Origin of the sequence: Phenylobacterium immobile (ATCC 35973) (genome assembly GCF_001375595.1) — a bacterium.
Classification (GTDB): Bacteria; Pseudomonadota; Alphaproteobacteria; order Caulobacterales; family Caulobacteraceae; genus Phenylobacterium; species Phenylobacterium immobile.
Genome location: NZ_CVJQ01000002.1, coordinates 96,640 through 108,554 on the forward strand (window position 1 = coordinate 96,640; position 11,915 = coordinate 108,554).

Annotated in this window: 14 protein-coding genes; 6 read left to right on the forward strand and 8 right to left on the reverse strand. The window is 65.8% G+C overall.

Annotated features, from left to right (window positions below):
• Positions 1-69: 69 nt before the first annotated feature.
• Entirely contained in the window at positions 70-1,323 is a 1,254-nt protein-coding gene (locus BN1313_RS14560; RefSeq protein ID WP_091742944.1) for a PBSX family phage terminase large subunit, read from the reverse strand.
• Positions 1,323-1,631 (reverse strand): hypothetical protein, encoded by a 309-nt coding sequence (locus BN1313_RS14565; RefSeq protein ID WP_091742946.1) that lies wholly within the window; start codon positions 1,629-1,631, stop codon positions 1,323-1,325. Before BN1313_RS14565 ends, BN1313_RS14560 begins: the two co-directional genes overlap by 1 nt.
• A gap of 274 nt (positions 1,632-1,905) precedes the next feature.
• Between BN1313_RS14565 and BN1313_RS14570 the strand changes: the two genes are divergently transcribed.
• The gene (locus BN1313_RS14570) at positions 1,906-2,145 is read left to right on the forward strand and encodes a hypothetical protein (protein ID WP_091742949.1); all 240 of its coding nucleotides are present in this window, start codon (positions 1,906-1,908) and stop codon (positions 2,143-2,145) included.
• A gap of 61 nt (positions 2,146-2,206) precedes the next feature.
• Here the strand turns inward: BN1313_RS14570 and BN1313_RS14575 are convergent, their stop codons facing one another.
• The 3 genes from BN1313_RS14575 to BN1313_RS14585 form a co-directional block, all read right to left on the reverse strand.
• Positions 2,207-3,316: an S-(hydroxymethyl)glutathione dehydrogenase/class III alcohol dehydrogenase gene (locus BN1313_RS14575; protein WP_091742953.1), complete on the reverse strand. Its 1,110-nt coding sequence runs from the start codon at positions 3,314-3,316 to the stop codon at positions 2,207-2,209.
• 24 nt (positions 3,317-3,340) lie between these two features.
• Positions 3,341-3,754 (reverse strand): GlcG/HbpS family heme-binding protein, encoded by a 414-nt coding sequence (locus tag BN1313_RS14580; RefSeq protein WP_091742955.1) that lies wholly within the window; start codon positions 3,752-3,754, stop codon positions 3,341-3,343.
• 303 nt (positions 3,755-4,057) lie between these two features.
• A complete protein-coding gene (locus BN1313_RS14585; RefSeq protein WP_091742957.1) occupies positions 4,058-4,660 on the reverse strand; it encodes an XRE family transcriptional regulator in 603 nt (200 codons plus the stop codon).
• A 94-nt stretch (positions 4,661-4,754) separates the two neighbouring features.
• On the opposite strand from BN1313_RS14585, the gene BN1313_RS14590 reads away from it, so the two are divergent.
• Both BN1313_RS14590 and nusG read left to right on the forward strand, forming a co-directional pair.
• Complete coding sequence (locus tag BN1313_RS14590) at positions 4,755-5,255, forward strand: hypothetical protein (protein WP_091742958.1); 501 nt, start codon at positions 4,755-4,757, stop codon at positions 5,253-5,255.
• Positions 5,252-5,809: a transcription termination/antitermination protein NusG gene (nusG, locus tag BN1313_RS14595; RefSeq protein WP_091742960.1), complete on the forward strand. Its 558-nt coding sequence runs from the start codon at positions 5,252-5,254 to the stop codon at positions 5,807-5,809. Before BN1313_RS14590 ends, nusG begins: the two co-directional genes overlap by 4 nt.
• On the opposite strand, the gene BN1313_RS14600 is transcribed toward nusG, so the two are convergent.
• Both BN1313_RS14600 and BN1313_RS14605 read right to left on the reverse strand, forming a co-directional pair.
• A complete protein-coding gene (locus BN1313_RS14600; protein WP_091742962.1) occupies positions 5,758-7,182 on the reverse strand; it encodes a UdgX family uracil-DNA binding protein in 1,425 nt (474 codons plus the stop codon). The genes nusG and BN1313_RS14600 overlap by 52 nt on opposite strands.
• Complete coding sequence (locus BN1313_RS14605) at positions 7,182-8,396, reverse strand: putative DNA modification/repair radical SAM protein (RefSeq protein ID WP_091742964.1); 1,215 nt, start codon at positions 8,394-8,396, stop codon at positions 7,182-7,184. Before BN1313_RS14605 ends, BN1313_RS14600 begins: the two co-directional genes overlap by 1 nt.
• A gap of 145 nt (positions 8,397-8,541) precedes the next feature.
• Here BN1313_RS14605 and BN1313_RS14610 point away from each other — a divergent pair, with 145 nt between their 5' ends.
• The 3 genes from BN1313_RS14610 to BN1313_RS14620 all read left to right on the forward strand — a co-directional run bounded on the left by BN1313_RS14610 (position 8,542) and on the right by BN1313_RS14620 (position 10,836).
• A complete protein-coding gene (locus BN1313_RS14610) occupies positions 8,542-9,444 on the forward strand; it encodes a transglutaminase family protein (protein WP_245620245.1) in 903 nt (300 codons plus the stop codon).
• Positions 9,445-9,694: 250 nt separating this feature from the next.
• Positions 9,695-10,288, forward strand: coding sequence for a DUF6134 family protein (locus BN1313_RS14615; protein WP_141653166.1), 594 nt, complete (start codon positions 9,695-9,697; stop codon positions 10,286-10,288).
• An 11-nt stretch (positions 10,289-10,299) separates the two neighbouring features.
• Positions 10,300-10,836 (forward strand): hypothetical protein, encoded by a 537-nt coding sequence (locus tag BN1313_RS14620; RefSeq protein ID WP_091742970.1) that lies wholly within the window; start codon positions 10,300-10,302, stop codon positions 10,834-10,836.
• Here BN1313_RS14620 and BN1313_RS14625 read toward each other — a convergent pair.
• Positions 10,833-11,900: a Glu/Leu/Phe/Val family dehydrogenase gene (locus tag BN1313_RS14625; RefSeq protein ID WP_091742974.1), complete on the reverse strand. Its 1,068-nt coding sequence runs from the start codon at positions 11,898-11,900 to the stop codon at positions 10,833-10,835. The genes BN1313_RS14620 and BN1313_RS14625 overlap by 4 nt on opposite strands.
• Positions 11,901-11,915 lie beyond the last annotated feature (15 nt).

The following is an 11,915-nucleotide window of genomic DNA, read 5'->3' on the forward strand; positions in this document are numbered from 1 at the left end:
AGATCAGACCGTGTCACGGCAAATTGGAGCATCAGGGTCGGAGCTTTCATCTCAGCTTCTCCAGGGCTCTCACCCCGCCATCCATCCCTGCGCGCCCATCGCCTCGCGCCGCTCGCGCTTCGGCGGCCGCACAGGCCCAGCCCGCCGCGCGCCCTCGCAGGCGTAGCGCAGGGCGTCGATGGTGTGGTTGCGGCGGTCTTCGAGCTCGCTCAGGATCGCCCCGCTCTGGCGATCGGTGCGGTAGGAATAGGTCGAGAGTTCCTCGATCACGTGCTTGCACCTGGGATGCACGACGATGTCGTAACTCTTCAGGAACTCGATCCCGTCCTCCAGGCTGCCCGGCCCCTTGATCGCCGCGACGATCTTCGGAAATCCGCTCCTCTGCATGTAGCTGACCAGTTCCGGCCGCGCGGAATCGGCGGTGATGAAGAACCGCCGCGACTCCGGCACGCTGTCGAAGAGCGCCGGCGTATGGTCGATCTCACAGCCGACCAGCCAGGCCTCGTAGTCGACGAACAACTGGCGCGCCTCCAGGTGGCAGCGCACCAGCACGGTCGGGTCCGTCGCAAATCCCCAGTCCGCCCCCAGCCGATGCTGAGCGCCGGCCGGCGCCTCGAACTCGCGCACCGTCCAGTTGCGGAACACCCGCGCCTCTCCCTTGTCGTCATAGCCGCCCAACCAGACGTGCTTGTACTTGTCCGGATCGCGACGCTGGTCGCGCGCCTTGTCGGCCAGCAGCGACGTGTCGCGGAACCAGGGATTGTCGTTGTAGGTCACGCCGACGCAGATCACCTCAGGGTCATCGGCGACGCCCGGGCCGCGCATGAAGGCGTCGACCGGATCGGATGGCAGGTCGGGGTTCCAAGAGAACCAGATCTCTGCGCCCGGCGCCCGCAGCGTCGGCGTCAAAAGCTCCAGCGACCGCTTCGACAGCGACTGCGCCTCCTCCACCCAGGCGATGCGATAGCCTTCCAGCGACTTGATCGACGCTGCCGTGTGGTCCTGCATGCCCTGGAAGATGATCAGCCCGCGCTTGCGTCCGCGCTCATCCAGCACGCGGATTTCGCCGGCCCGCACTTCGAAGCAGGCGCCAAAGCCCATCGCCTCGATCTTGTCCTCCAGCAGCTTTTTGACCGACTGGTCCAGCGAACGCTGGACCTCGCGCACGCACACCACCCGCATGGTCGGATCGTCCACGCATCGCAACACCAGCTCCTCCGCGAAGAAGTGGCTCTTGCCCGATCCGCGCCCGCCATAGGCGCCCTTGTATCTGGCCGGCTCGAGAAGCGGCTTGAACGCCGGCGCATGCCCCCGCTTCAGCATCAATCCCAGCCGCCGGCCGGCGGATAGACGATCACGTTCTCATAGCGCCGATCGACCTTCGGACGCGGTCGATCGGTGTCTCCGGCCCCTTCCGCACGCGACTTGCCGAACGCCCTATCCAGGATCGCATTCGCCGCAGAAATCCGGGCGGCCGGGCTATCATTGGCATTGCCCGCGACCGCGGCCAGGGCGTCCAGCGCCGCGCGGCTATGGGCGCGTGCGGCCTTGCGGAGGGCCTGAGCGGTGAGGATTGGCGGCCCAGGCTCGGGCTTCGACGGCCCAGCCGAATCCGGCGCTTCATCGACCATGAGCGTCACCTCGCAATGAACTGCAAAACTGGCAAATCGGGCGCACGCCCATAGCTTCGCCCTCTAGACCCGGCGCATCATGCCCAGGGCCTTGCGGATCGGCGCCCCTCGCTGAGGGAGTGTTTCACGCCGCGCGTTGCGGCCCCGCCGGTCGTCCGTCCGCGCGCGCGCGATTCAGCGCTGCGGGATTAAGAACATAATAAGAACTTACCGCCGCCGATGCAACCTCAATCTCAGCTAGGCCGTTTGGTGTGCAAAGCTGGAGGACTACCCAATGCGCACCCTGCCCCTGATCTGCGTCTCCCTCGCCGCCGCGACCGCCCTTTCGGCCTGCGCCAGCAGCGGCGGCTACGGCTACCGCGGCGACCGTTACGCCGGCGGCCGCTACGAGACCCGTTGCGAGCGTGACCGTTCCAACAACCGCGCCGTCGGCACCGTCGCCGGCGTCGCCGGCGCCGTTATCGGTAATCAAATCGCCAAGGGAGACCCCTGCCCGGCCGATTACTACCGCTAGGGTCTCTTCGAGCGCTCTGAAAACAAAGGCCGCCCCGCCCATGCGGGGCGGCCTTTTTGCGTCAGTAGACGATCACGGTGCGGATGCTCTCGCCCGCATGCATCAGGTCGAAGGCCTCATTGATCCGATCCAGCGGCAGCCGGTGGGTGATCATAGGGTCGATCTCAATCTTCCCGTCCATGTACCAGTCGACGATCTTCGGCGTGTCGGTCCGTCCGCGTGCGCCGCCAAATGCGGAGCCACGCCAGACACGGCCGGTCACCAGTTGAAACGGCCGCGTTGAGATTTCGCGGCCGGCCTCCGCCACGCCGATGATCACGCTCTCGCCCCAGCCCCGATGGCAGGCCTCCAGCGCTTGTCGCATCACCTCGGTGTTCCCGGTCGCATCGAACGTGTAGTCGGCCCCGCCATCAGTCAGCGCGGTCAGGTGCGCCACGAGATCGCCGCCCACTGCCTTTGGATTGACGAAGTGTGTCATGCCGAACCGGCGGCCCCATTCCTCGCGCGCCGGGTTGATATCGACGCCGACAATCATGCCAGCGCCCACCATCTTCAGGCCCTGGATCACGTTCAAGCCGATACCGCCCAGCCCGAAGACGATGCAGTTGGTCCCAGCCTCGACGCCTGCGGTGTTCACCACTGCGCCCACCCCTGTCGTCACCCCACAGCCGACATAGGCCGCCGTATCAAAGGGCGCGTCCTTGCGAATCTTGGCGACCGCGATTTCCGGCAGCACCGTGAAATTCGAAAAGGTCGAGCAGCCCATGTAGTGATGGATCGCCTGGCCCTTGTAGGAGAACCGGCTCGTGCCGTCCGGCATCAGCCCCTTGCCCTGGGTCCCACGGATCGCCGTGCAAAGGTTCGTCTTGCGCGAGAGGCAACTTTTGCACTGCCGGCATTCCGGCGTGTAGAGCGGGATGACGTGATCGCCGACCGCCAGGCTGGTGACGCCCGGCCCCACCTCGACCACCACGCCTGCGCCTTCGTGGCCCAGGATCGACGGGAACAAGCCCTCCGAATCCAGGCCGTCAAGTGTGTAGGCGTCAGTGTGGCAGACGCCGGTCGCCTTGATCTCAATCAGCACCTCGCCGAACCGGGGGCCCTCCAGGTCGACTTCGACGATTTCGAGCGGGGTCTTGGGCGCAAAGGCCACGGCGGCGCGTGTTTTCATGCCGCGATCCTAACGACGGCGGCGCTAAGCCTCCAGAGCGTTCGCGCCCGCCCACGCGATCTCTTCATCCTGCTCGCCGCTGGCGCCGCTGGCCGCAATGGCGCCCAGCAGGTGGGCCCCGCGTTTGATCGGCACTGCGCCTTGCAGGTAGAGCAGCTTGCCCTGATAGTGGTTGTTCAGCCAGGTGAACATCGGACTGGCCGCCCGGTCGCGGAACGGGCCGCTAGGCTCCCCGCGCCAGACCACCGTCACCATCGCCTTGCTTCGCGCATCGTCTGGCAACCAGACCCATTCCACCCCGTCCATGCGGATGGATGACACCAGATGGGTGTGCGCATCGATGATGGTTACGGCCACGGCGACGCCGAATTCCTCCGCCTTGGCCAGCGCCGCAGCCTGCATGCGCAGCGCCTCGGCCATGGTGATCGTCTGCTGCACCAGTATACTCCTAGCCTGTTCGTCGAAGAACTAGACTACGGGCGCGGTGACCCGGCTAGTCCGCCCGTCCTGGTCGGCTTCCTTCCCGGGTGGCCATGCAGTCCCCCAGCCGATAGGCCTCTTCCGCCGCGCCCTCGAGGCCGCGAATGACGGCCAGGCTCTCCGCGGCGCTGCGCATCAATGCGACCAGTAAGGCTCGGCGGCGGGCGGGCGCGGTCCTCCTCAGGGCAAGGCTGACTAATCGAGCGGTGGTCATGCCTGCATGATGCGATACGCATTATTTATTGTCCAGTGCGAAACGCACTAGCGGGGGCGCATGGTCTTGACCTTGGCGGCCCAGGCCACCTCCTGGTCCAGCATTGGCGCCTCGCTGTTCGACAACAGGTGGTAGAGCCCGGGTGTCCGGCTCAACCGAAGTTTCTTCACAAGCACCTTGTCGTTCGGAAGTCCGACCACGCACAACTGGCCGATCAGATCCGGCGTCACCGGCGTGCGCACGTCGTCATAGAACACCAGCCACCCCTCGAAGAGCGGCCCCAGGCTCTCGCCACGGATCTCGGCGGCGCGCGTATCGGTCGTCGCCTCCGGCGGCGCCTCAACCTCGCCCAGTCCGTCATCCGCCGAGGCGTAAAAGTGCGCCTCGGCCCCTGCGCCGACGTATCCTACGAGCGGCACGGTCGCGCCCGCCTTGTCCGCCGCGTCGTCACCCTTGCCATAAACGATCCACTCCGGGCTAACGCCATAGAAGATCGCGTATTGCTGCGCCCGTTCCGGACGTACCCCCCGCACCCCGTTCTCATGCTGGATGTAGGTCGCCACGGGCACGCCCATGGCCTCTGCCGCTTCCTTGGCGCTGGGCACGCCACGCCGTTCCCGGACCTGCTTCAGTCGCTCGCCTGGCGTCATTGTTGGGCCTCGATCAAACTCATCCCCAACCTAATACACATGATTGATGCAAAATGCACTTGAATACGTTTGGTGCATTTTGCATCATATTGGCATGTTGATCCAGACCCCCTCCACGTCCGACCTCATCGGCCGCGCGCTCCTCGCGGCCACGCTCGCTCTGTCCGAAGAGCCAGACGCCGCACGCGATTCGTCCGGCGCCCGCGCCCGCTGCGGGGCTCAGGCTTGCGCCAGCGCGCTTGCCGACCGCCTTGCCTGGCCCGTCAGCCGCGCCGCGCGCCTCCTTGGCGTCCAAGCCGAGCAAATCTGGGACGCCCGCCGCGATCCGCCGCCTGGCTTCCGGGCGGCGGAGCGCGAGGCCGCGGCCGCGATCGCCCTGGCGCTTGGCCCGTTGGCTCGCCCGACGCCGGACGATCACGAGGACGAGGACGCGATCGAACCGCCCGCGGACGTCGTGCGCCTGCGGGCCCTATCCCCCGCCATCCTGCGCTGGTCGAAGACCTACGCCAGCATGGGCGCCAGCATCGAAGACCTGGCGGAGCTGTTCAGCGTCGCGCCCGAAGCGCTCGCCGCCGCCGTCGAGCCCGGCCAATGAGCGCCTGGTACGCCCTGCGCTGCGCGACCCGGCAGGAAGGGGCCGCCCAGGCGCGCCTCGTCGCCCTGGGCTATGAGACCTTCCTGCCTGTGGAAGTCCGCTGGAGTCGAATCCGGCGCACCAAAACTCGGGCGAGCCACCCACTCTTCCTGGGCTACCTGTTCGTCCGTTGCACACCGACGGCGCTTCTCGCCGCTCAGCGGATCGACGGCGTCCACCACCTCGTCGGCTGGCGCGACGCCGACGGTGAACGCCGCCCCGTCGTCATTCCTGATCAGGCCATCGCCGAAATCCAAGCCGAGCAGCCGCGGCACGATCACACCCAGCCTGATCGAAGCGCGCGGCGACCCGCCATTGGCGACAAGGTCTATATAAACCGCGGGCTCTGGTCGGGCCGTCTGGCAGAAGTCCTCGAAAGCCCTGTGGGCCAACGCGCGGCCTTGGTGATGGAAGGACCTTTCGGCGGTCGCATCAGCCTTGACCTTGCCGCCCTAGAGCCCCTTCAGCCCGCCAGTTCGCCAGCGAACTTCAAGTCCGCGACGAAGGCTGAATAGGCCTCGACCTTCGCCCGCTCATCGGGAATACGCAGCAGGTAGGAGGGGTGATAGGTAACCACGCCCTGCGCCTGGTCGGGCAACTCAAAGGCTTGGCCCCGCGACTTGCCGATCGGCATCGCCTTGCCGAATACGGAGCCCGCCGCCGTCGCACCCAAGGCTACGATCACCCGCGGCCGCACCAGCCGGCGCTCACCGTCGAGCCACCACCGACAAGCCTGCGCCTCAGATGAGGTCGGCGTCTGGTGAATCCGTCGCTTGCCGCGCAGCTCGTGTTTGAAGTGCTTCACTGCGTTGGTGACATAGGCCGCACGGCGGTCTACGCCGGCCTCCGCCATCGCCCGGTCGAAAACCTGGCCGGCCGGTCCGACGAAGGGCGCCCCGGCTAGATCCTCCTGATCGCCTGGCTGCTCCCCGACAAACATCAATCGCGACCTCGGCGGCCCCTCGCCCGGCACACCTTGGGTCGCATCCTTCCAAAGTGGACAGCGGCGGCAGGCGTCAACGCCCGCTGCGATCAGCTCCAGACTTTCACGCGGCGCTTCCTCGAAGGAGCCATCTCGCGCGGCCCTATGCGCCTGGCGCACGATCCGACGATCAGGCTCGGTGGGCGCCTTCATCACCATGGTTTCAGTGCGGCTTTCGGCGCGGGCGACGAGTTCTGGAATGAGCGCGGCCTCCGGCAGGTTCCGCCAGTAGCGCTTGGGCATTTCCTTTGTCATCTGCGCCACGTTCAGCCGCGCCGGGTTGAAGATGGCCGCATAGTAGGTTCGCCAATGCGCTTCCAAAGCGTCGCTGTGCGGGACGTCCGCCGGATCCGCGCCTGGGCCGAGGGTCAACGCTGTGCGGTCCCAGTGGACACTGACATCTGGAGTAAGAAGGCTCCAATCCATGTTGGTGAAGCGGCGCGCGAACCATGGCGCCACGAGCTCCGTCACCCGATGGGCTGGCTCGAACCACGCCACAAAGGCCCCGGCGCCTTCGCCGGTCTCAATTTCACGAAACCTCACGAAGGCCCGCATCTTGTGCGCCGCCCGATCAACCGCCTTAGCCATCAACAAAGCCTGGGCGACCTCGCTGTCTGTTTCGATCTTCAGGAGGTTCGGTTCCCCTCCGAGGCGCCGGAGCAACCGATACATCAGATCGAACCGCTCGCCCGACCGATGCAGCAGCACGCGGTCCGCCAGTTCCACGAACGCCCGTGGCACGGTGAAGCTCGCCGTCGCCTCAAGATCCATCGACGCCTCTTCAAACAGGTTCGGGCCGACCGTCCAGACCACCTCCTCAGCCCGCGCGCCCTGCGCCCGCAGCACCCGCGCCGCACGCCGCCAGCCGGCGATATCGATTTCGGACTCAAGCCGCACCACCGCCATCAGAACAGGCTCAACTGTTCAGGCTGAGGGGCGACCGTTTCACCATCCCCGGATCGCCCCGGCGTCCAGTCGGCGGCGATGATGAAGGGTTTCATCTTAGCCACCCCGCGCGTCACGCGGCCCAAGTCCGCCAAAGTCAGCCGCGTGAACCGTCGCGCTTGAATCAGCTTATCCGCCGCTCGCACGCCCAGCCCTGGCACCCGCAAAAGCCGTTCGCGGTCGGCCTTGTTGATATCCACTGGAAAGGCCTCTCGCCGCCGCAGCGCCCAGGCCAGCTTCGGGTCTTTGTCGAGCTCCAGATCGCAATCCTCATCGACGATCTCGGCCCGCTCGAATCCATAGAACCGCATTAGCCAGTCGGCCTGGTAGAGCCGGTGCTCGCGCATCAGCGGCGGTCGCGCCAACGGCAGCCTGGAGGTTGAATCCGGGATCGGCGAAAACGCTGAGTAATAAACACGCCGCAGTTGGTATGCGCCGTACAGCGTCTCACTGCGCTTGAGGATTTCGCCGTCGCTGGCGCCGTCCGCCCCGACGATCAGCTGGGTCGATTGGCCGGCTGGCGCAAAAGACGGCGGCTTGGTTTTCCGCGCCGGCTCCTTGGCTGCCTCGACATCCAGCCGGACCGCGCCCATCGCCTTACGGATTACCTGCGGATCCTTTTCCGGCGCCAGTCTGGCCAGGCTCTCGTCCCGCGGCAGCTCGACATTGATCGATATCCGGTCCGCGAACAGACCCGCCTGTCGCACCAGCTCAAGCGAGGCCTCGGGGATTATCTTGAGATGGATATAACCTCGAAAATCATGGACTTGCCGCAGAGTCTTCGCCGTCCGGACCATGGCTTCCATGGTGTAATCCGCCGACCGGATGATGCCCGACGAGAGGAACAGGCCCTCGATGTAATTGCGGCGATAGAACCCGAGGGTCAGGTCCACCACCTCCTCCACCGAGAACCGGGCCCGCTCGACATTGGACGACACACGGTTCACGCAATAGGCGCAGTCGTAGATGCAATAGTTGGTCAGCAAAATTTTCAGCAAGCTGATGCAGCGACCGTCCGGCGCATAGGCATGGCAAATGCCCATCCCCTCGGTCGAGCCAATCCCTTTGCCGTCCGACGAATTCCGCTTCGTTGCGCCAGACGAGGCGCAGGAGGCATCGTACTTGGCTGCGTCAGCCAGGATCGCAAGCTTCTGCCGAACGTCGAGGATAGTCATCGGACTATCCTATTGTTCTCTCTTTGTTCCTACAAGCTGAGCCATGGGAAGTTTTTGATGCGCCCCGGTGACTCTGATGTTCCCGGCACGGAACATGAACTTTCTTGCAGGCGAGCAAAATCTCCCCCTGCGGGCGGGAACTCGCATGCTTCCCATCTGTTCCGCACGCATGACCGCGCTCACCATCCGGCACGAAACCCGTTACAGCTACGAGCGTCCGGTATCTTTCTCGCCCCATAAGCTGCTGATCCGGCCGCGCGACAGCCATGCTATCCGCGTCGTGCGCGCGTCGCTGACCCTGTCGCCGCCGGGCGAGACCCGCTGGGTTTATGACGCCTTGGGAAACTCAGTCTGCTGGTACACGCCAGCCCGGGCGTCCGATACCCTCTCGGTCGTCAGTGATTTGCGTATTCAGCGCTTCCCGGCGCCGCTCGCGCCGCTGCTGATCCGCGATCCGCAGACCGCCCACCCTATCGTCTACGATGCGCCCGATCGCGCGGTGCTTGCGCCCTTTATCGAGCCCCTGACCGAGGATTCCGACGGCGCCTTGCTATCGTGGCTGCGCAGCCAGATCGCCGCTCCGGGAGAGCCTGCCCTGGATTTCCTGCTGCGCTTTAACGACACGATCCACGCCTCCTTCGACTATCAGCCGCGCGACCTCGGCGCCGCCCAGGATCCCGCCTACACCGTCGCCTGCGGCATCGGCACCTGCCGCGACTTCGCTTGGCTGATGGTCGAAAGCCTGCGCCGACTGGGCTACGCCGCCCGCTTTGTCACTGGCTACCTCTACTCACCCGCCACGTCGAAAGTCCGCGGCGCCGGCGCCACCCACGCCTGGTGCGAAGTCTTTTTGCCTGGCCTGGGATGGATCGAATTCGACCCGACCAACGGTCTTGCCGAATCCGCCGACCTGATCCCGGTCGCCGTCACCCGCACGCCTGACGAAGCCGCCCCTGTCTCCGGCTCGATCTACGGCGATCCCGGTGTCAGCAACCTGAACGTCTTCGTCGATGTCTTTCCTACTGAAGAGGTTTTCGCCGCAGCCTGAACCCGCGGCCCCAGTAAGCGTCCACACAATAAGGAGAGGTTGTCATGAACACCTTCCAGCAAACTCCTCCCGTTTTCGTCACCCTGCGGTCCGCCGCCGTCCAACAACACGGCCAAAAGCCGGCGCCACGCAGCACCCTACCCGCCGCACCACCACGCAGCTTCCAGCCCAGACCTGGTCATTCCTGAACGGGCGCATCCGGCTCTCCGTGACGACCGTAGCTCCTCTCAGCAGTGAGCGGAGTTCACCTATGCATTTGCCATCCCGTCGCCTGATGCTTGCCGGCGGCCTATTCATGGCGGCTGGTCCCGCCCTGGCCGCGCCGCGCCGCCTCGCCTTTGCGGTCTTTCGCAACGGCGAACGGATCGGCGATCACGAACTCACCTTTGAAACCGCCGACCAGTCACTGGTCGTCCGGACGCTGGCCGCCATGCGCGTGAAGATCGGACCCGTCGTCGTATATCGCTATCGTCACGAAGCGGTTGAGCGACGCCTGGGCGCAGCGTTCGAGAGCCTCGCCACCAACACCAATTCCAACGGTAAGCACGAACGGGTCGAGGCCCAGCGCCAGGCTAGCCTGGTCGAGATTGTCACCGCAAAGGGCCAAGTCTCCGCCCCCGCGAGCGCCAACCCCCTCACTCATTGGAACGCCAAGGCCTTCCAGGGACCATTGTTCAACCCGCAGACTGGCAAACTCCTCAAGGTCTCCGTTTCGCGCAACGGTCGAATCTGGTCGGTCCGCGGCGAGGCCGAGATCGACGACACCTACGACGCAGCCGGTGATTGGGCTGGCCTCAAGGGCAAGCTGGAGGACAACTCCAGCATCGAATACCGACGCATCTGAGGGAGAAGCGCATGAGGCTTGGCCTGACATTCCTGCTCTTCGGCGCCTTGTCACTGACGGCCTGCTCGCAGCCCGCGCCCACTCAAGCGCCGGAGACCGCGCCCCCCACGCCAGCTCCAACAACGCCCAGGCCTCCGCCCCCGCCTCGGCCCACCGCCACGGTCGGCGGCGATGGCTCATCTATCGAGCTCTCGGCCCTCACCGGCGCTGATATCCATGACAACAGGCTGGACGGCGAGCTCGCCTGCAGCTTCTCGACCCCGACCGCCTCGCCCCTTGTCATCGCCCGCGGTGATGTCGGCTCTCAGGACGCCGCCTTCGGCTTGATCAAGGTGGCCGGTTATGTCGAACGCATGGCCGCGCCTGGCGGCTTTGACGGCATGCTGCCCGGCGCGGTGTTCACTGGCCAGGGCAAGACCGTCACCGTCGCCCTGACCGGGCCGGCCACGGAAGGCGGCGAGTCACCGCCCCGGCCGGCAATCTTGACCTACGATCGCGCCGATGGCGCGAAGCGCATCTTCCCCGGTCTTTGGACCTGCGGGCCTTAGGCCGTTTTCGCCGCAGCGATGCGACCGCGTGCGATTTCGTCGCTGATTTCGTTGGTGGGACGGCCCTCGATGGCCGAACCCCCCAGAATCTCGTCCAGGGTCCGGATCATACCCTCCACCTTGCGCTCGACCCAATCGGCGTCGTAAGCGCGCCCGGCCTCGACAGCCAGGATTTCGGCGGCCGCGTTTATGATGCCGCCGCCGTTGATCACATAGTCCGGCGCATAGACGATCCCGCGCTCGAATACCGCCCGACCGACGTCCGGTCCCGCCAGCTGGTTATTCGCCCCACCGGCGATCACCTTGGCCCGCAGCCTCGGCAATGTCAGTGCGTTGACGGCGCCGCCCATCGCGCAGGGCGCGAAGACGTCTGCGTCAACGTCAAAAATGGCGTCGGGCGTCGCCACCCGCGCGCCGGTCCGGGCGGCCACCGCGGCGACCGCATCGCCGTGAACATCGCAGATCACCAGCTTCGCGCCCGCCGCATGCAGCTTATCGGCGAGATAGCCGCCGACCTGTCCAACACCCTGGATCGCTACGGTGACGCCCGCCAGATCACGGTTCAGCGCACGCCGGACACAGAGGGCTATGCCTCGGAATACGCCTTCCGCCGTCACCGGGCTTGGATCGCCGGAGGCGCCCTGGTGGCCTTCCAGCCCGACGACGTAGCGAGTCTGCGTCCGCGCATGCGCTAGGTCGGTCGGTGAGACGCCCACATCCTCGGCCGTCCAGTAACGGCCGCCCACAGCTTCAACGGCCCGTCCGAACGCTTCGAACAGCGCCTTGGTCTTCTGGGTCCGCGAGTCCCCGATGATCACGGCCTTGCCGCCGCCCACCGGAATGTCGGCCATGGCGTTCTTGTATGACATCGCCCGGCTGAGTTTCAGCGCATCCTCCTGCGCCGCCTCGGCGCTGGGATAGGGCCACATCCGGCAACCGCCGGCCGCCGGGCCGCGCGCCGTCGAGTGGACAGCGATGATCGTCCGAAGCCCACTGGCCGGATCGGAGAAGGCGTGGACACCTTCATGGTCGTCGAAGGACGGGGAGTCGAACAGAGTGCTCATGGCGGGCCTCTACGC

Coding starts and splice junctions, on each gene's coding strand:
- BN1313_RS14560 (WP_091742944.1), bottom strand. CDS start 1,323: ATGCTGAAGCGGGGGCATGCGCCGGCGTTCAAGCCGCTTCTCGAGCCG.
- BN1313_RS14565 (WP_091742946.1), bottom strand. CDS start 1,631: ATGGTCGATGAAGCGCCGGATTCGGCTGGGCCGTCGAAGCCCGAGCCT.
- BN1313_RS14570 (WP_091742949.1), top strand. CDS start 1,906: ATGCGCACCCTGCCCCTGATCTGCGTCTCCCTCGCCGCCGCGACCGCC.
- BN1313_RS14575 (WP_091742953.1), bottom strand. CDS start 3,316: ATGAAAACACGCGCCGCCGTGGCCTTTGCGCCCAAGACCCCGCTCGAA.
- BN1313_RS14585 (WP_091742957.1), bottom strand. CDS start 4,660: ATGACGCCAGGCGAGCGACTGAAGCAGGTCCGGGAACGGCGTGGCGTG.
- BN1313_RS14590 (WP_091742958.1), top strand. CDS start 4,755: ATGTTGATCCAGACCCCCTCCACGTCCGACCTCATCGGCCGCGCGCTC.
- nusG (WP_091742960.1), top strand. CDS start 5,252: ATGAGCGCCTGGTACGCCCTGCGCTGCGCGACCCGGCAGGAAGGGGCC.
- BN1313_RS14600 (WP_091742962.1), bottom strand. CDS start 7,182: ATGGCGGTGGTGCGGCTTGAGTCCGAAATCGATATCGCCGGCTGGCGG.
- BN1313_RS14605 (WP_091742964.1), bottom strand. CDS start 8,396: ATGACTATCCTCGACGTTCGGCAGAAGCTTGCGATCCTGGCTGACGCA.
- BN1313_RS14610 (WP_245620245.1), top strand. CDS start 8,542: ATGCTTCCCATCTGTTCCGCACGCATGACCGCGCTCACCATCCGGCAC.
- BN1313_RS14615 (WP_141653166.1), top strand. CDS start 9,695: ATGCATTTGCCATCCCGTCGCCTGATGCTTGCCGGCGGCCTATTCATG.
- BN1313_RS14620 (WP_091742970.1), top strand. CDS start 10,300: ATGAGGCTTGGCCTGACATTCCTGCTCTTCGGCGCCTTGTCACTGACG.
- BN1313_RS14625 (WP_091742974.1), bottom strand. CDS start 11,900: ATGAGCACTCTGTTCGACTCCCCGTCCTTCGACGACCATGAAGGTGTC.